Annotated in this window: 15 protein-coding genes; 5 read left to right on the plus strand and 10 right to left on the minus strand. The window is 66.2% G+C overall.

Annotated features, from left to right (window positions below; translation table 11 throughout):
* Positions 1 to 27: 27 nt before the first annotated feature.
* A complete protein-coding gene (locus ELY12_RS04670; protein WP_126175541.1) occupies positions 28 to 798 on the minus strand; it encodes an SIMPL domain-containing protein in 771 nt (256 codons plus the stop codon).
* 84 nt (positions 799 to 882) lie between these two features.
* Here ELY12_RS04670 and ELY12_RS04675 point away from each other — a divergent pair, with 84 nt between their 5' ends.
* On the plus strand, positions 883 to 1,320 hold the full coding sequence (locus tag ELY12_RS04675) for a VOC family protein (RefSeq protein ID WP_126175542.1): 438 nt from the start codon (positions 883 to 885) through the stop codon (positions 1,318 to 1,320).
* A 3-nt stretch (positions 1,321 to 1,323) separates the two neighbouring features.
* On the opposite strand, the gene nhaA is transcribed toward ELY12_RS04675, so the two are convergent.
* From nhaA to ELY12_RS04720, 9 genes are all read right to left on the minus strand, one after another.
* Entirely contained in the window at positions 1,324 to 2,532 is a 1,209-nt protein-coding gene (gene nhaA / locus ELY12_RS04680) for a Na+/H+ antiporter NhaA (protein ID WP_126175543.1), read from the minus strand.
* Between the two features lie 52 nt (positions 2,533 to 2,584).
* Complete coding sequence (locus ELY12_RS04685) at positions 2,585 to 4,282, minus strand: ATP-binding protein (protein ID WP_126175544.1); 1,698 nt, start codon at positions 4,280 to 4,282, stop codon at positions 2,585 to 2,587.
* Between the two features lie 89 nt (positions 4,283 to 4,371).
* Complete coding sequence (locus ELY12_RS04690; RefSeq protein ID WP_126175815.1) at positions 4,372 to 5,124, minus strand: TIGR02186 family protein; 753 nt, start codon at positions 5,122 to 5,124, stop codon at positions 4,372 to 4,374.
* Positions 5,124 to 6,038 (minus strand): sulfite exporter TauE/SafE family protein, encoded by a 915-nt coding sequence (locus tag ELY12_RS04695; RefSeq protein WP_126175545.1) that lies wholly within the window; start codon positions 6,036 to 6,038, stop codon positions 5,124 to 5,126. Before ELY12_RS04695 ends, ELY12_RS04690 begins: the two co-directional genes overlap by 1 nt.
* A 47-nt stretch (positions 6,039 to 6,085) precedes the next feature.
* The gene (locus ELY12_RS04700; protein WP_126175546.1) at positions 6,086 to 6,505 is read right to left on the minus strand and encodes a hypothetical protein; all 420 of its coding nucleotides are present in this window, start codon (positions 6,503 to 6,505) and stop codon (positions 6,086 to 6,088) included.
* Positions 6,506 to 7,185: 680 nt separating this feature from the next.
* Complete coding sequence (locus ELY12_RS04705) at positions 7,186 to 8,550, minus strand: glycosyl transferase family protein (protein ID WP_241229728.1); 1,365 nt, start codon at positions 8,548 to 8,550, stop codon at positions 7,186 to 7,188.
* A gap of 165 nt (positions 8,551 to 8,715) precedes the next feature.
* Positions 8,716 to 10,185: an MATE family efflux transporter gene (locus ELY12_RS04710; protein ID WP_126175547.1), complete on the minus strand. Its 1,470-nt coding sequence runs from the start codon at positions 10,183 to 10,185 to the stop codon at positions 8,716 to 8,718.
* The gene (locus tag ELY12_RS04715; RefSeq protein WP_126175548.1) at positions 10,182 to 10,916 is read right to left on the minus strand and encodes a 7-carboxy-7-deazaguanine synthase QueE; all 735 of its coding nucleotides are present in this window, start codon (positions 10,914 to 10,916) and stop codon (positions 10,182 to 10,184) included. Before ELY12_RS04715 ends, ELY12_RS04710 begins: the two co-directional genes overlap by 4 nt.
* 180 nt (positions 10,917 to 11,096) lie before the next feature.
* The gene (locus tag ELY12_RS04720; protein ID WP_126175549.1) at positions 11,097 to 13,901 is read right to left on the minus strand and encodes a valine--tRNA ligase; all 2,805 of its coding nucleotides are present in this window, start codon (positions 13,899 to 13,901) and stop codon (positions 11,097 to 11,099) included.
* Between the two features lie 103 nt (positions 13,902 to 14,004).
* Here ELY12_RS04720 and ELY12_RS04725 point away from each other — a divergent pair, with 103 nt between their 5' ends.
* From ELY12_RS04725 to ELY12_RS04740, 4 genes are read left to right on the plus strand one after another with little or no spacing between them, the layout of a single operon-like run.
* Positions 14,005 to 15,108: an ABC transporter permease gene (locus ELY12_RS04725; protein ID WP_126175550.1), complete on the plus strand. Its 1,104-nt coding sequence runs from the start codon at positions 14,005 to 14,007 to the stop codon at positions 15,106 to 15,108.
* On the plus strand, positions 15,105 to 16,064 hold the full coding sequence (locus ELY12_RS04730; protein WP_126175551.1) for an ABC transporter ATP-binding protein: 960 nt from the start codon (positions 15,105 to 15,107) through the stop codon (positions 16,062 to 16,064). The genes ELY12_RS04725 and ELY12_RS04730 overlap by 4 nt, the downstream gene beginning before the upstream one ends.
* Positions 16,065 to 16,074: 10 nt before the next feature.
* Positions 16,075 to 17,040: an MlaD family protein gene (locus ELY12_RS04735; protein WP_126175552.1), complete on the plus strand. Its 966-nt coding sequence runs from the start codon at positions 16,075 to 16,077 to the stop codon at positions 17,038 to 17,040.
* Positions 17,041 to 17,051: 11 nt separating this feature from the next.
* Positions 17,052 to 17,633 carry an ABC-type transport auxiliary lipoprotein family protein gene (locus ELY12_RS04740; RefSeq protein ID WP_126175553.1) on the plus strand — a complete coding sequence of 194 codons (582 nt, stop codon included), beginning with the start codon at positions 17,052 to 17,054 and terminating at the stop codon, positions 17,631 to 17,633.
* Positions 17,634 to 17,697: the final 64 nt, after the last annotated feature.

The raw sequence follows: 17,697 nt of genomic DNA on the forward strand, positions 1-17,697 counted from the left end.
GCGCAATTCGCACCGGCCCCGCCACTGTCAGTTCAGTGAGAAGCTGACCGTCGTGACCACCCGAACCTTCTTGTAGGGCGTGTCCGACGCACCCCACTCGCCGCCGCTGCTTTCTCCGTCGCGCGATTCGATTTCGAAGTAGCCCTGCGTCGCATCCTTGATCGCGCCGACGCTGGTGCCGCTGTCCTTGGCGAACTGTTCGGCCGCCGACCGCGCATCTTTGGTCGCCTCGGCCACCATGGGCGGCTTGATCGCGTTGAGCTTGGTGAAGGTGTAAGCCATGCCGCTGCCTTCCTCGAGCAGGACGCCGCGGTTCACCAGATCGAACTGCCGCGCCACCGCCCGCTGTGCGCGCGGGATATCGTTGGTCCGCAAAGCCAGCCGCTGGCGCACGGTGTAGCGCGTCACGCCCTGGTCCGTGTAGGTAGAAACGTTGGCGCCGGTCGGCTGCAGCGCGCCCTTGGGAAAGCCCAGCCCGGCGAAGAACTGCTCGATTGCCTGGGTGTCATTGCGGACCTTGGCCTGCACCGTGCCGAGGTCGGCGCCGGTATCGGAGTACGAGATCGTCCAGGTCGCGAGGTCCGCGGTGACGTTGCGCTCCGCAAGGCCGCGGACGGTCACTGCCCGATCAGCTTCCTTCGCGCGCAGCAGGCCGTTCCCGAGCAGATAACCGCTGGCCACCAATCCCACTGATACGACCGCCGCTGTGCCCAGCCAGCGCAGCGACTTATCGTCGCGCGGGAAACCCGGCGCACCGGAACCATTGGATGGGGTGGATTGATCGGACAGGTCGTTCATCGCTAGGCTCCGTTGGACGGCGCGACCCGTGAGACAAGTTGTGCATTTCTGTCGATGAACCGAGTTTGAATGGAGTGCGAGGCGGTGGTCAAATATCTGCATTCGATGATCCGGGTGTCCGATCCCGATGCGACGGTCGCCTTCTTCAAGCTGATCGGTCTTGAAGAGGTTCGCCGGTTCGACAGCGAGCAAGGCCGATTCACGCTGATCTTCCTGGCGGCACCCGGACAGGATGGCCTCGCTGAGGTCGAGTTGACCTACAACTGGCCGCCGGATGATGGCAGCGCGCCGGAGGAGTATGCGGGCGGGCGCAACTTCGGCCACCTCGCGTACCGGGTGGAGAATATCTACGAGACCTGCCAGCGCATTGCTGACGCCGGCCACGTGATCCACCGACCGCCGCGTGATGGTCACATGGCCTTCGTCAAATCGCCTGACGGGATTTCAGTCGAGCTGCTGCAGGACGGCAACTTGCCGCCACAGGAGCCATGGGCGAGCATGCCCAACACCGGCACCTGGTAACAGTTAGGCGCTCGCGCTCTCTGCGGGATCGCGAGGCTGGGTCACCAGCCGCAGCACCACGAAGCCGAGCACGGCGGATATCAGCGACCCGAGCAGGATCCCGATCTTGGCCTCTTCGACGAGGAGCTGTGACCGCGGGAACGCCAGCTCGGAAATGAACAGCGACATCGTGAAGCCGATGCCGCACAGGATGCTGACGCCCCAGATCGCCGGCCAACTCGATCCCGCCGGCTTGGGTGCGAAGCCGATCGCGTTGGCAATCGCGATTGCGGCGAAGATTCCTAGTTGTTTGCCCAATACAAGGCCTGCGCCGATCGCCAGCGGGAGCGGGGCGAGCACGCCCGCCAAGCCGATGCCGGCAAGATTTACCCCCGCGTTGGCGAAGCCGAACAGGGGCACGATCAGGTAGGAACTCCAAGGCGCGAGCACGTGCTCGACGCGCTCGAGCATCGTGTCGTCGTCCTTGCCCACCATCGGGATGGTGAGCGCGGCGGCCACCCCGGCGATCGTTGCGTGGACGCCCGAGTGGAGCACGCAGAACCACAGCAGCAGCGCGACGAGCAGGAACGGCCACAGGCGCGTAACACGCGCCCTGTTGAGGGCGATGAGCATCCCGAGCAGTACCACTGCGCCGATCAGCCAGGCGAGATCGAGCCCGCTCGAGTAGAATAGCGCGATGATCAGCACCGCGCCGATATCGTCGACGATGGCGACGGTCAGCAGGAACAGGCGCAGTGCAGGCGGCACGCGCTGTCCGAGCAGGCCGACTACGCCCATCGCAAAGGCGATATCGGTCGCCGCCGGGATCGCCCAGCCGCGCTGCAACTCCGGTTCACTTCCCGCAACTAAGAGGTAAATCGCGGCCGGCGTCGCCATGCCGGCTATCGCAGCAAGTAGCGGCAGGCGGCGCTGTTCAGCAGTCGCGAGTTGCCCCTCGATCATCTCGCGCTTCACTTCGAGACCGACGACGAAGAAGAACACGGCCATCAGGCCGTCGTTGATCCACAGATGCAGGTTGCTCAGCTTGGCGATCGGCGTCCACGCGAGCGGATCGTGGAACAGCGCGTGATAGGCGTGGCCGAGCGGTGAATTGGCGGCCGCCATCGCCGCAACAGCAATGAGGATCAACAGCACGCCGGCGGCCCAATCCTGCACGAACAGGGTTCGGACGGGCGCGACGAAGGCGGAAAGTGGGTTGGGGCGGTCGGCCATGATGCCGATCCGCCTCGCAACTAATTATCCGAAAGTATAGGCCTCGAGGGCGCTATTTGCCTTGCGACCGCCAGCGCTGGACGATGCGGTGCACCCGGTCCTCCTCGCCGCCAGACTGGCGCCACAAATCGACGAAGCTGGGATCTTCGGACGCCGGACGCTTCTGCTCTTCGAGATTGTCGAAGCTCACGCGCATCGGGATCGCGACACCCTCGCCGCAGATGATGCACTCGCGGTTGCGCAGCGCGGGGATCGAGTCGAGGAAGCCGCGCGCGCCTTCGGGCATCGCCGCCTTCACGAACGCCTGGTCGCGCTCGTTGTTGAGGCGCATCGACAGGATCGTGCCGCACTGCGACAGCACGCCCTCGGCAAGGTCCGACGGACGCTGGGTGATGAGCCCCAGGCTGATGCCGTACTTGCGGCCTTCCTTGGCGATGCGGCTGAGGATCTTGCCGACCGACGAGCCATCCGCGTTCTTCTCACTTGGCACGTACCGGTGCGCCTCTTCGCACACCAGCAGGATGGGCCGGGTCTTCTCTTCACGGCCCCAAATGGCGAAGTCGAACACCAGGCGGCTGAGCACCGCGACCACTGTACTGGTGATGTCGCTCGGCACCCCCGACACATCGATGATCGAGATCGGCTTGCCCGAACTGGGCATGCGGAAAATCTTGGCGAGGAACTCGCCCATCGTGTCGCCGACCAGCATGCCGGAGAACATGAACTGATAGCGCGGATCTGCCTTGAGCTCGTCGAGCTTGGTCTTGATCCGCATGTACGGGGCGGAGTTGGTCGCCTTGTCGAGCTTACCCATCTCATTTTGGATCTCGTTAGCGAGGTCCGACAGGAGATAGGGGATCGGCGAATCGACTGTGATCTTGCCCATCGTTTCCGCGAGGCGATTCTTGGTGCGCGACTTGAGTAGGCATTTGGCAAGAATGTCCTGATCGGTCTGCCGGTCGTTGCCGCTGCTGGTCAGCAGGACCTCGCAGTGCTCCTCGAAATTCATCAGCCAGTAGGGCATCTGCAGGTTCGAGACGTCGAGGATCAGGCCGGTGTTGCGGAAGGCCGCCGAGTACTCGCCATGCGGGTCGATCATCAGGATGTGGCCGTCGGGCGCTGCATCGCAGATCCGGTGCAGGATCAGCGCGGCGCTGGTCGATTTACCGGTGCCGGTCGATCCGAGCAGCGCGAAATGCTTGCCGAGCATCGCGTCGATGTAGAGGCCCGCGCGGATGTCCTTGGTCGGATAGACGGTACCGACTTGAACGTTCGAGCGCCCGTCGCTGGCGTAGATCTGGCGCAAGTCCGCGGTGGTTGCCGGATAGATCAGCGCCCCCGGGATCGGATAGCGGGTCACACCGCGGCGAAACCCGTGGATGCGGCCGGTGAGCTTTTCCTCGCTCCCTTCGCCCAGGAAGTCGATGTTGGCGATGATTCCGCCACCGCTCCGCCGGTCCTGCTTCTGGTTGCGGACGCTGGCGAGCAGCCACGAGTTGCCGACGCGAATCTTGATCTGGCTGCCGACCTGGCCGGCGAGTGCAATCGACGGGTCGTCATCGGCCATGCATTCGTTGAGCCGTTCTAAGTCGAGCGCGATCTGTGAGCCGGAGCCCGCGATTTCCAGCACCACCCCAATCGGATGCATCGCATTGTCGACTGGCGCGCCGCTCGTGCGCGCGGCAGGAGCCGAAGCGGACGCCTCAGCGCCTTCGAAACTCTGAAACGTCTGCTTACCCAATTCGTCCATAACCGGACACGCCCCTCGAAATCTGCGACGAGCGGGCATGCCTCAAGTGCAGTTAAGATCGGGTCAACGCTACCCGAAAGGCCGAGTTTTCAGATCAGTGCGAACAACCGGCCAGCCATCCAGCCCATCGCAATCGACAGGCTGACCGCCAGCAACCCGTAGAAGAACGCCTGCCGCTGCGCGAACACCTCGACGAAGCGTTCGAAGCCGACTTTCTTGACCTCGACCTCCGCAATCGCGGAAGCGACCACGCGGCCGTTGGTGACGGCAAAAGTCTCGGCGGTGTAGGTCCCGGTCTGCACATTCGAAGGCAGGGCGATGCGCGCCTGGTAGAGTACCTGACCGCTGATCTTCACCCCGTGCATGTCCTCTTCGTAGAGCCCCTGGCGGCGCTTGAGATCGACCAGGCCCGAGGTGAACCGGGCTTGCTCAGCCGGATCGATCTCGCCGGTGGGCGAGAGCTGGATGAAATCGGTCCCGAATTCATAGATGGCGGCGGTCCGCTCATCGACGATGTCCTTCACCGGGCGCGAGGCGGCGACCGCGAAGAAGGACGGTGCTGAGCGGAAGTCCGTGCTGGCGGCATTGAGCCACATGCCACCGATCTTCGATTTCTCGCGCAGTCGGATCGGCTCGCTGGGGCCCTTGAGCACGACCACCACGTCATAGCCGCGCGCTGCCCGGGTGCCGGCTGGATCGAGGATCGCGCCGAACAGCAGAAGCTCGGTACCGGTGAAACCCTGGCGCACCTTCACTTCATGTTGGCTGACCTCGGGCACGAGGATGGGATCGCGCGCGCCCGTCAGCGCGAAGAATGCCAGAAGCAGCAGCGCGATCCGAATCACAGCGGGGTCACCGTGTAAATCTCGTCCGGCCGCACGCCGAGGCCCCACAACATGCGCAGCGCGATCAGCAGCACGATTACGGCGAGGATCAGGCGCAGCATCTCCGGCTTCACCTTCTGCGCCATCTGGGTGCCGATCTGGGCTCCCGAGACCGAGCCCAACAGCAGCAGTGCGGCCAGCACCAGGTCGACCGCCTTGGTGGTGAGGGCGTGCATCATCGTAGTGACCATCGTCACGAACAGGATGTTGAACAGGCTGGTGCCGACCACCACCCCCGCGCTCATCCCGAGGATATAGAGCATCGCGGGAACCAGCATGAACCCGCCGCCGACCCCCATGAGCATGGTGAGGATGCCAACCAGCGCCCCGAGGATGAGGGGCGCGAGCGGTGAGATGTAAAGACCCGAGCGGTAGAACCGCCACCGCCCTGGCAGAGCCGCCACCAGCGGGTGGTGCCGCCGCTTCGCCGCACGTGGCCGCTCACCCTTCTTGTCCGCGCGCAGCGTCCCCCACGCCTCGCGCGCCATCAGCGTGCCGATCGCGCCGAGCATGACCACGTAAAGGATCGAGATGACCGTATCGATCTGCCCGATCGACTGGAAGAAACGAAACAGCAGCGCGCCGATGCCGCTGCCGATCATGCCGCCCGCGATCGTGACCGCGCCCATGCGGTAGTCGACCCCGCCGCGCCGGTTGTGCGCCAGCACGCCGGAAACGCTCGCGCCGGTGACCTGGGTCGAGGCCGAGGCCGCGGCGACGGTCGGCGGAACCCCGTAGAAGATGAGCAGCGGAGTGGTGAGGAAGCCGCCGCCCACCCCGAACAGCCCCGACAGCACGCCCGTCAGCGCGCCGAGCAGGACGATCACCAGCCCGTTCACCGACAGGTTCGCGATCGGAAGGTAGACGTCCATCGAGGAGGCCCTACCCCCTCGCGGCGCGCTATTGAAGGTGGGCGACGTCAGAATCCGGTCGAAAGCGTCACTGCCACTCCGTCGCCGGGAGACGCGTTGCCGGCCACCCGCATGCGGTAGTCGATGCTCAATCGCGCGGAGACTGCCCCGCGGCCGAGATCGACCGCGACGGTCGGCCCGACATCGAGGCGGCTGGCGAACTTTTGGGTGCCGCCCCACGCGCCGGCTCCAAGGTGGAGGCGTGCCGGGCCGGCCGCGAATATCTCGCGCGTCGCGCGTACCTGTCCATCGGCGAATGCGGTGGCATAGCTACCGCCAACCCAGCCGCCCTGTGCATAGCCCTCAACGGTCAGTTTGAGCGGAAGTTCGGCCGGCGGCAGTTCGGTCACGGCCAGCAGGGCGGGGCGTACGTCGACTTGGCCAAGGCTGCGGGTGGCGCGGACCTCGCCCATCACGCGCACTGGCACCGCCGCCAAAGGACGGATACCGACGCCAGCTGCAATCTCGCTCTGCCGTGGACGGTCAGGCGCATGGGTAGCACGGACGTGAACCGCCGGGCGATGAACCCCGTTAGCGAGATCGAATTGGAGCAAAGCGCCGATCTGGGTGCCCCCATAGCTCGCGGGCCGCGGACCGTTCGCAACCCGGGGCAATCCGGTGCCCTGTCGCCACGCGGCCCATGCTGCGAGGTGCCAGCGGCCCGGACCAGCGGTTGGGATGATCGGCAGAGGGTGAATTAGGGGCGGTGAGGATTCCGGAGCGGGAGGCGGCGCGATCGTCAGCAATGTTGAACCGGCCATGGCGATTGATGGGATGGGCCTAGAGATCGCTGCCGCGCCTTCCGCTTCTTCGAGCGCAGTCGACGAATGCAGGATGCCGGATCGAGCAATTCGACCAAGATCAGGTGCGAACCGCGGCACCTCGCGGCTGCCAATTGATGCAATGCTGACAGGCGCGACCGAGTGCAGCGTAAGATCGCTGACCGCCGCCTGCCGCATCGCTTTTTCGCCAGGATTCGTAAATTGTGAAGCGGTCCTCGCGAATGGCGATTCCCAAAGCATGACACGCACGCCAGTCCAGCCTCCCAGCAAGAGCACGAGCGCCATCAAGGGCTCGCCTCGACGGCGGCGCACGCCGGAAGGAGCGGTCATTGGTTTGCCCCGGCCTCTTGGGCGATGGCCGGATGAATCGTGTGGCTAGTCTTGTCCCAACTCGGCTCTCGCCCGGTGAGCGAGGCGACATAGCCGCACAATGCGCGGCGGCCAGCCATGATCGCGATCACGTTGGCTACGGGAATGCGGAGTACAGCGCGCACGCCCTCGGCGACTCCGTACTCGCGGGCGGTAAAGGCAAACCGCCAAGCGGCGCGCCAGGCGAAGCCCGCCAGGTTCACCGCCAGCAGGACGAACAACACCGGCGAAGGATCGGGCGCGAAGCCGAAGCCTGCCAGTTCGCCGATCCACCCTAATGCGACGAGCGCCAGCAGCAGGTACGCGACCGCGAGCACCAGCGCGGTCAGGGGGCCACGCCGGTCGCGCAGCCGCATCCACAGGTCCACTGGTCGCCGGCCCCAACCGAGCCGGTCCCATGACTGGAAGGCAATGCCGTGCACCCAACGGGTTTTCTGGCGCACCGCCGAATCGAGACGCGCTGGAAAGCAGGCGCGGGTCGCCACCAACCGCCCGTCGGCGGTGCGGCAACGCACGAATCGCGAGCGTCCGCCGAGTGCGGCAACGCCAAGGCCGAGCTCATAGTCCTCGGTCAGGCACTCGGCCGCGAACGGACCCTGACCGCCGTTCTTGCTATCGAGCTGGGCGAGTGCGTGACGAGCGATTGCGCAGCCAACGCCGGCGGTCGGCAGGCCCGCGCGCAACGCGTCGCGCACGACCATTGCCTTTCCGTGCGCCTCGGCGAACTCCTCGCAGTAATGTGAGGCGACCCAGCGGGACCCACTGAGTGGGTGCGGCAGGACCGGGAGTTGGACGAGATCCGCGGCTTCGATGTGCGTATCGAGTACGCTGAGCGCGGCGGGGTCGATCATGTCCTCGGCATCGTGCATCACCACCATGCGGGCGGTGCGGCCGGCGCGGCGTTCGTCGTCCTCCAGCGCTCGATAGAGGCGGTTGAGGCAGTCGGCCTTGGTGCTCGGTCCGTAGCGGCCATGGATGACCAGGCGCAGGCGCGGATCGCCTTGGGCGGCGGCGAGCACCGCCTCGATCGTCGCGGGATCGTTGCGGTAGCAGCCGACGTATAGCCGCAGCCGGTCGTGCGGCCAGTGCTGGAGGGCGTGGCGGACGGTGGGGCCGATCACCGCTGCTTCGCGCCAGGCCGGGATGAACACCGCGGCGGGGCCGGTCAGCGCGCGGTGGACCTGATCCTCCGCAATCCGCTCGGTCCGCGCCCGCCCCGTCAGGCGCAGCCACAGCCAGAGCAGGTCGACCGCCAGCTCGTCGAGCGTGCCGATAAGAAACAGCAGGCCGGCGAACAGCATCAATTCGTGCTCGACGAGCACGAACCATTCAGCAGGCGTGAATCCTCCCGCTGGCAACTGCGACCCCTGTATTACCCTTGTTACCTAACTAACGGTACAAGTCAGGCGTGGCAATAATCACGAAGTCTTATTTATGTTTAATTTGCCGAAACCCTGTTCCCCTGGCAAACGACTGTTGCCCGCATCCTACAATTCGGGCTTGAACCGCCCCGCGGCCTCGCCGTCGGTGTGCGCTTCCTCTGCCGCGCGCTCGGGACTGATCGCGCGGCCCAACTCGCGCCAACCCGGCCGGCGGTAGAACCAGATCGCGATCACCATCGACACCAGCGACCCGAACGAGAAGCACCACCACAGCGCGTCCTGCCCGAGCACATCGCGGAATCCGTAGTAGAAACCGAGCCGCGCGGGGAACATCGCGATACCGAGCGCAATCAGCGGCACCCAGACCACGCCGCCCGCGCGCATCGTGCCGAACAGCACGATCGTCACCCCGAACAGGATGAAACTCCAGCTGGCGAGGAACTGGATGTGCCGGGCGAGCGGCACGGCCGGGCTGTCGGGCCCGAGGAACAGCACCAGCGCCGGGCGGTCGAATAGCAGCAGCAACGCCGTCATCGTGCCGGTCATGACGAGGTTGATGAGGATGCCCGCCCGACTGATCGCGTCGAGCCGTTCGGGCAACCGCGCACCGATCGCCTGCGCGGCCATCGCGCTCACCCCGGCGCCGATCGCCATCGCCGGCATCTGCAGATAAGTCCACAGCTGGAGCGAGGCGCCGTAGGCGGCCGCGGCGTTGATCCCGTAGCGGTTGACCAGACCCACGATCACGATGCCGGCCGACGATATCAGCAGCATCTGCGCGCCCATCGGCAGGCCCTTGCCGACGATGTAACCGAGCTCCGCGCGCCGTGGGATCAGGTAGCCGAGTTCTGTACCGCGCAGCCGCAACGGCAAGTCCTTGGCGTAGACGTAGGCGAGCAGCGCCGCGAGCGACGCGTAGCCGGCAAAGGCGGTCGAGGCGGCCGAGCCGGCGATGCCCATCTTCGGGAACGGCCCGACGCCCGCGATCAGCAATGGGTTGAGCACCACGTCGAGCACCACCGACAGCGCCATGAACAGGAACGGCGTCTTGGAATCGCCCGCGCCGCGCAGCCCCATCGCGATCATCACCGTCAGCATGCCGCCCGGGATCGAGACGAAGATGATCCGCAGGTACGCGAGCGCCAGCGCGTAGCTTTCGCCGGGTGTCGCCAGCAGGGTCAGCAGGTTCGGCGCGAAGATCCAGCCGGCGAGCGCGACCACCACCGCGAGCGCGACGCACAGCCCGACCGCGCTGCCGAAGGTGCGACGCGCGACATCGACCTCGCCGGCGCCGAACGCCTGGCCCATCTTGACCGTCGCCGCCATGCCGAAGCCGAAGACGGCGGCGAACACTAGGAACATGACGATGTTGGCATTGGCGGTCGCCGCCAGCGCGGCATCGCCGATCAGCCGCCCGACCCAGATCGAATTGACCGTGCCGTTTAACGACTGGAGCAGGTTCGAGCCGAGCGTCGGCAAGCTGAACATGACGAGCGTCCTCAGCACTGGCCCACTCGTCAGATCGCGCATGCCGCTTCGCTGCGGGGCGGCGGGAGAGGCATCGCCTTCGCTCATGTGCCGCGGGTGTCGCCGAACAGGTGGATATGCAACCGATCGGACACCTTGAAGCCGTGGCCGGCAGCGAGCGGGGCCAGCCATTCGAGGCGGGAGCGCAGCGTCGCGCTATCGGTGCCCTCGGGCATCAGGAAGACTTTGTCGGGCGAGATGGCATAGGCGCGCTGCAGGAACAGAACCTCGTCCACATCGGCGGGTTCCGCGATCACGAACTTAAAGAACGCGCGGGGCTCGCTCGCCCATTGCCGCATACGCGGCGGCAGCAGCGCGAGCGTGGCGGGGTTGCCGCTGTGCGATAGCTTGGGGCTGACGTTGTACTGCTCGACATAGGCGTCGAAGCGCGGATGCGGCTCGACGGTGCCGTTCGTTTCGACCTCGATCGCGTGCTCGGGGAGGAGCGCGGCGAGCTCGGCGAGGGCGGGGGCCTGGAGCAGCGGCTCGCCGCCGGTGACAACGAGGCGGCGCGGCTCGAACCGGTCGATCATCCGCGCGGCTTCGAGCGGGCTCAATGCGAGCTGGTTGGCCTTGCGGTCATAGCTGACGCCGGCACGGTGCGGGCGTTCGTCCCCGTCGAAGCGCCAGGTGTAGGCGGTGTCGCACCACTGGCACGCGAGGTTGCAGCGGCTCAGCCGGATGAAGCTGCACGCTATGCCGGCGGACGGACCCTCGCCTTGCGGAGAGGCGAAAATCTCCGGCCCGCCGGTGTCATCGGTGGCGAGCGTCAGCTGCATCGGCTGTTGGACTTGTCACACTTGTCACACTGTCCAGGGACAAGAGTCGCCTTGCGCGCAATTGTGTCGCCTTGCGGCCAAAGTGTCGCCTTGCGAGCAGAAACAGAGAGTGCGGCGAACGACATGGTCCGCGCGCCTTGGCACATTCGCGCCGTGTAGGAAAACCGCCCCGGCGGAGAGTTACCCCAGCCGTTCGAGCGCCGCCTTGATCCGCTCCGCCTCCGCCGCGTGGTGTGCGTGATCGGCGCGGGCCTTCTCGACCGCTTCGGGCTTGGCGCGTTCGACGAAGTTGGCGTTGCCCAGGCGGCCGGCAAGTGCGGCGGCTTCCTTCTCGCTCACGCCAAGCGCCTTGGTCAGACGCTCCTTCTCCGCATTGACGTCGATCAGGCCTTCGAGGGGGATGACCAACGCATCGCTGCCGGCACTGACCTGGATCGCCGGGCCCTCAGGGGCTGGCGTGACATTGACCGCGCTGAGCCGCGCGACCCGCTCGATCGCGGCGCTGTTGCCGGTGAGCACGCGGCTGGCGGTGTCGGACGGGGTGGCGAGCCATGCCTCCAGCTTGGCGCCCGGCGGAAGGCCGAGTTCGTTCTTCGCGGTGCGCAGAGAGCGGGTGAGGTCAATCAGCCACTCGACCTCGGCGCTTGCCGCCCGGTTGGCGTTCGCGCTCGCCTGCGGCCACTGCGCGACGATCAGCTCGTAGGGCCGGTTACCCTGCGCGTGCCACAGCTCTTCGGTGATGAACGGCATGAAGGGGTGCAGCATGACCAGGATCTGGTCGAGCACCCAGCCGGCCACCGTGCGGGTTTCGTCGTCGATCTGGCCCTTGATGAGCTCGAGGTACCAGTCGCAGAAGGTGTCCCACACGAACCGGTAGATCGCGCCCGCGGCGGAATCGAAGCGCAGGTCCGCCATCGCCTTGTCGATCGCGGCGACGGTCGCGGAGACTTCGCCGACGATCCACTGGTTGACCGCACTGGTCGCCGCCGGCGCTGCGATTGTTTGCGAGCCGCCGATGCCGTTGGCCTGACAGAAGCGGGCCGCGTTCCACAGCTTGGTCGCGAAGTTGCGGTAGCCCTCGACCCGGCTCTCATCCATCTTCACGTCGCGACCCTGGCTTTCCATCGCGCACATGAAGAAGCGCAGGGCGTCGGCCCCGAACCGGTCGATCAGGCCCAGCGGATCGACCACGTTGCCCTTGGACTTGGACATCTTCTGCCCGTCGGCCGCGCGCACCAATCCGTGGAGATACAGCCGCTTCCACGGCACATCTCCCATGAAGTGCATCCCCTGCATCGCCATCCGCGCGTCCCAGAAGAACAGGATGTCGAAGCCGGAGATGAGGAGGTCGTTGGGGTAGTGGCGGGCGAGCAGGTCAGTCTGCTCCGGCCAGCCGAGCGTGGCGAACGGCCACAGCGCGCTGGAGAACCAGGTGTCGAGCACGTCCTCCTCGCGGACGAGGTAGATGCCGTCGAACTCGCCTTCGATGTTCGCGTCGTAGGCGTCGTCTTCCACCACCTCGACCGGCTTGTCGAAACCGTGCGAGCGATAGTACTCGCCTGCCTGCTGCAAAGCCTCCTCTTCGGTCTCGGCGACGAAGATCATGTTCGCGTTCGACATGCTCTGGTCGATCATCAACATGCCGCCGTCGACTCTTGGGCCAAACCACGCCGGAATTCGGTGCCCCCACCATAGCTGGCGGCTGACGCACCACGGCTGGATGTTCTCCATCCAGTTGAAGAAGGTCTTCTCCCAGCTCTTGGGGACGATCTCGATCCGCCCGTCACGCACCGCCTCCAGCGGCGGCTGGGCGAGGGTCTTGGCATCGACGTACCACTGGTCGGTCAGCCACGGCTCGATAACCACGCCGCCACGGTCGCCGAAGGGGGTGGCGATCGTGCGCGGCTCGGCGTCGTGCTCGGTGCCGTCCTTGTCGACGTGGGGAATGAGGAAACCTGCTTCCTTCATCCGCTGCACCACGAGCGCACGCGCATCGAAGCGGTCGAGGCCGAGGAACTCCTCGGGCACCAGGCCGTCGGCGGTCTGAACCACCGCGGCCTTGGCATCGAGCATGTTGAGCATTTCGCCGGCCGCGAAGCCGGCGCGCTTGCCGACTTCGAAGTCGTTGAAGTCATGCCCTGGGGTGATCTTCACCACGCCCGAACCGAGCTCGGGGTCGGCGTGCTCGTCGGCGATGACCTTCAACCGGCGGCCGGTGATCGGCTGGACGATCTCCTTGCCTACCACGCTGGCATAGCGCGCGTCGGAGGGGTGCACAGCCACCGCCATATCGGCCAGCATCGTCTCGGGCCGCGTGGTCGCGACCACCAGGTGATCCGCGCCCTCACTGGTGGTGACGCCGTCGGCCAGCGGATAGCGGAAGTGCCAGAAGCCGCCCTTGATCTCCTGCGTCTCGACCTCGAGGTCGCTGATCGCGGTGCCGAGCGCCGGGTCCCAGTTCACCAGCCGCTTGTCGCGGTAGATCAGGCCCTGGTTGTAGAGGTCGACGAACACCTTCACCACGGCACGGGTGAAATGCGGGTCCATGGTGAACTGCTCGCGAGACCAGTCCATCGAGCAGCCCAGCCGGCGGAGCTGGCGGGTGATGGTGCCGCCACTTTCGGCCTTCCACTCCCACACCTTGTCGACGAACTGTTCGCGCGAATAATTGGTGCGCTTGTCCTGGCTTAGCGCCATCTGCCGCTCGACCACCATCTGGGTGGCGATCCCGGCGTGATCGGTGCCCACCACCCACAGCGCGTCCTTGCCGCGAAGCCGCTCGTAACGCACGACCACGTCCTGCAGCGTGTTGTCGAGGGCGTGGCCGATATGCAGCGAGCCCGTCACGTTGGGCGGTGGGTTGACGATGGTGAACGGCTGCGCGTCCGGCCGCTCGGGCCGGAACAGGCCGTTCGCCTCCCAGTGAGCGTACCACTTCGCCTCGATCGCGGCGGGGTCGAAAGTCTTGTCGAGTTCGGTCGTCATCGCGCGCGGCCATGCCAGCGCCGCCGTTGAGGCGCAACGGTTCGCGGGGAGCGGGCACGCATCTGCTTGTCGCCCCGCGCTTTTCGCCGCATACGCGTGCCAGATGAGCGACGGGGCAGAATTCGCAATCGACGAGAAAGGCCGGCGGCTGGCGCTGTCGGGCAATTACCTCGTCTCGACGATCGCCCCGGTCGATACCGATCTGCGCGCGATCGACCAGCAGCTCTCCGAGATCGACCTCTCCAAGGTGCGCGAGATCGATACCGTCGGCGCGTGGATCGCACTCAGCCTGTCGCGTGCGACCGGCGGCAAGATCGTCGGCGCCAGCGAGCGGGCCCAGCGCCTGATCGACGCGATCAGCGCGACCGAGTCCGGCGGCGAAGTCGCGGCGGAGCGCGCGCCGCTGTTCACCCGCGTGTTCGAGGCGACCGGCGCGCGCGTCGATGCCGCCCGCCGCGGGACGATCTGGGCGGTCGCTTTCCTCGGCCAGTTCCTGCTCGCGGCAGGCACGCTGCTGCGCCACCCGCGCCGCTTCCGTACCAAGGCGTTCGTCCGCCAGATGGAGCTGGTGGGCGTGGATGCGCTCGCGATCATCGGATTGATGAGCTTCCTCATCGGCATCGTCATCGCGCAGCAGGGCGCGGTGCAGCTGCAGCAGTTCGGCGCCGAGACGCTGACCGTGAACCTAGTGGGCCGGATAACGCTGCGGGAACTGGGCGTGCTGATGACCGCGATCATGGTCGCCGGCCGCTCGGGCAGCGCCTTCGCCGCGCAGATCGGCACGATGAAGCTGACCGAGGAGGTCGACGCGATGCGCACGATCGGCATCTCGCCGATGGAGGCGCTGGTGATCCCCCGCGTGCTCGCGGTCACCTTCATGATGATCCTTTTGGGCTTCTACTCCGCCGGCATGGCGATCATCGGCGGCGCGGTGGTGGGCGAGCTCGCGCTCGGCATTCCGTTCGGCTCGTTCCTCAGCCGGATCAAGGACGTGGTGCCCATCTATGACCTGTGGGTCGGGCTGGTGAAGGCGCCGGTGTTCGGCCTGATCGTCGGCATGACCGGCTGCTACCAGGGCATGAAGGTGGAGGGGAACTCGGAGGAAGTCGGCCTCAAGACCACCAACGCGGTGGTGTTCGCGATCTTCACCGTGATCGTGCTCGACGCTTTCTTCGCGGTGTTCTTCACTAACGTGGGCTGGGCATGACCCCCGATGAGCACACCGACGAGGGCAAGCCAATCGAGGGCGCTCCCGACGGCGCCGAAGCCTTCGGCGATCCCGATATCAACCGCCACTACGAGCGGTATCGCGGTGAATACCCGATCGTGGTCGAGGGGCTGACCAACAGTTTCGGCGAGCAGGTGATCCACCAGGATCTTTCGCTCAAGGTCCGCCGCGGGGAGATCCTCGGTGTGGTCGGCGGGTCGGGCACCGGCAAGTCGGTGCTGATGCGTTCGATCATCGGCCTGCAGACTCCCGACGAAGGCCACATCGAGGTGTTCGGCCGTTCGCTGACCGACGGCGACCCGGAAGAGGTGGTCGGCGTGCGCAACCGCTGGGGCGTGCTGTTCCAGGGCGGCGCGCTGTTCTCCACCCTCACCGTCGGCGAGAACGTCGAAGTGCCGCTGAAGCAGTTCTACCCCGGCATCGAGTCCGCGCTGATGCACGAGATCGCGCGCTACAAGGTGATGCTCTCGGGCCTGCCCGAAGAGGCGGTGTCGAAGTACCCCAGCGAGCTATCGGGCGGCATGAAGAAGCGCGCCGGCCTCGCCCGGGCGCTGGCGCTCGATCCCGAGCTACTGTTCCTCGACGAGCCGACCGCGGGCCTCGACCCGATCGGCGCCGCGGCATTCGACCGGCTGACCAAGGAGCTGCAGGCAACATTGGGTCTGACGGTGTTCCTGATCACCCACGACCTCGATACGCTGCACGAGATCTGCGACCGGGTGGCGGTGCTGGCCGATCACAAGGTGATCGCGGTCGACACCGTGCCCAACCTGATGAAGCTCGATCACCCGTGGATCCAAGAATACTTCAACGGGCCGCGCGGGCGCGCCGCGCTGACCGCGCAGGCGCTCGACGAACTGCGCAAGCACATGGACAAGCCGGTTGCCGTCAACGCCATCAAAGCGTTGGACAACGATGCCGGCAGAAAGGCATAGGCACAGGGGCATGGAGACCAGGGCCAATCATGTCTGGGTGGGGGCAATCACCCTGGCGCTGCTCGCGGCGCTCGCGCTGTTCTTCGTCTGGCTCGCCGGCATCAACAAGGGCGAGCAGGACGAATACGATATCTTTTTCAAGCAGTCGGTCGCCGGACTTGCCAAGGGTTCGGAGGTCAGCTTCGCCGGCGTTCCTTCGGGTCAGGTGAGCCTGATCGAGCTGTGGAAGAAGGACCCCGGCTTCGTGCGCGTCCGCATCAAGGTCGATGAGGACACCCCGATCCTGGTCGGCACCACGGCGACCATCCAGGGCTCCTTCACCGGCGTCTCCACCATCCTGCTCGACGGCGCGCGCCGCGGGGCGCCGCCGATCACCTGTGACGGTGACGGCGTCGGCAAGACCGCCTGCCCCGAAGGCGTGCCGGTGATCCCGACCAAGCCCGGCGGCCTCGGCGAGCTGCTCGCCAACGCCCCGCTGCTGCTCGAGCGGCTGGCGACGCTGACCGAGCGGCTGACGATGATGTTGTCGGACAAAAACCAGGCATCGATCAGCGGCATCCTCGACAACACCAACCGCATGACCGCCGATCTGGCGCAGGCGACCCCGCAGGTGCAGCGCACCTTGAGCGAGCTGCAGGTGACCTTGCGCGAGGCGAGTGAGGCGCTCGACCAGTTCGAAAAGGTCATGGGTTCGACCGACAAGCTGCTCAACAACGAAGGCCAGAGCCTCGCCGCGCAGCTGCGCACCACGCTCAAGTCCGCCGACAGCGCGGCGCAGTCGCTCTCGGCGACGCTCAACGATGCCCGGCCTGCGGCGCGCCAGCTCAGCGAAAGTACGCTGCCGACGGCCGAGGCGACCTTGAAGGATCTGCGCGAAACCAGCCGCGCGTTGCGCGCGGTGACCGAGAAGATCGAGAGCCAAGGCGCCGGGGGCCTCATCGGCGGCCAGAAGCTGCCCGACTACAAGCCGAAGTGAAGGACGCGACGATGAATCTGAAAATCGCTTCGGCCCTGTGTGCAACGGCTCTGCTCGGCGGGTGCATCAGCTTCGGCGGCAAGCCGCCCGAGAGCCTGCTCAGCCTGACCCCGACCACGACTGTTCCAGCGGGCACCGCGATCAACGGCGACGTGGCGAACGCAATCGCCGTGCTCGAGCCCGAGGCGCCGCAGAAGCTCACCACCACCCGCGTCCCGGTGCAGATCGACGATACCCAGATCGCCTACGTCAAGGACGCGGTGTGGGTCGATAAGCCGACCCGCCTGTTCCGCCGCCTGCTCGGCGAGACCATCCGCGCCAAGGGCAACCGCTTGGTCATCGACAACGACGACGCGGCGCTCACGCCCAAGAACCAGCTCCGCGGCACGCTGATCGACTTCGGCTACGACGCCCGCACCTCGAGCGCGGTGGTGACCTTCGACGCGGTGCGCGACGTCAACGGCACCCAGGTGATGACGCGGCGTTTTTCGGCGACGGTGCCGGGTGTGACTGCCGAGGCCGCCCCGGTAGGCGCGGCGCTCAATCAGGCGGCGAACGAGGTCGCAAGCCAGGTGGCTGATTGGGTGGGGTAATCCCTCCACGGGACCTCCCGCTTCTGTCGCTTTGATCCAATCCCTGCGATCGTCACGCGGCGTA

Origin of the sequence: Tsuneonella rigui (assembly GCF_003958625.1) — a bacterium.
Classification (GTDB): Bacteria; Pseudomonadota; Alphaproteobacteria; order Sphingomonadales; family Sphingomonadaceae; genus Tsuneonella; species Tsuneonella rigui.

Coding starts and splice junctions, on each gene's coding strand:
- ELY12_RS04740 (WP_126175553.1), top strand. CDS start 17,052: ATGAATCTGAAAATCGCTTCGGCCCTGTGTGCAACGGCTCTGCTCGGC.
- ELY12_RS04725 (WP_126175550.1), top strand. CDS start 14,005: ATGAGCGACGGGGCAGAATTCGCAATCGACGAGAAAGGCCGGCGGCTG.
- ELY12_RS04715 (WP_126175548.1), bottom strand. CDS start 10,916: ATGCAGCTGACGCTCGCCACCGATGACACCGGCGGGCCGGAGATTTTC.
- ELY12_RS04720 (WP_126175549.1), bottom strand. CDS start 13,901: ATGACGACCGAACTCGACAAGACTTTCGACCCCGCCGCGATCGAGGCG.
- ELY12_RS04730 (WP_126175551.1), top strand. CDS start 15,105: ATGACCCCCGATGAGCACACCGACGAGGGCAAGCCAATCGAGGGCGCT.
- ELY12_RS04685 (WP_126175544.1), bottom strand. CDS start 4,282: ATGGACGAATTGGGTAAGCAGACGTTTCAGAGTTTCGAAGGCGCTGAG.
- ELY12_RS04670 (WP_126175541.1), bottom strand. CDS start 798: ATGAACGACCTGTCCGATCAATCCACCCCATCCAATGGTTCCGGTGCG.
- nhaA (WP_126175543.1), bottom strand. CDS start 2,532: ATGGCCGACCGCCCCAACCCACTTTCCGCCTTCGTCGCGCCCGTCCGA.
- ELY12_RS04695 (WP_126175545.1), bottom strand. CDS start 6,038: ATGGACGTCTACCTTCCGATCGCGAACCTGTCGGTGAACGGGCTGGTG.
- ELY12_RS04735 (WP_126175552.1), top strand. CDS start 16,075: ATGGAGACCAGGGCCAATCATGTCTGGGTGGGGGCAATCACCCTGGCG.
- ELY12_RS04710 (WP_126175547.1), bottom strand. CDS start 10,185: ATGAGCGAAGGCGATGCCTCTCCCGCCGCCCCGCAGCGAAGCGGCATG.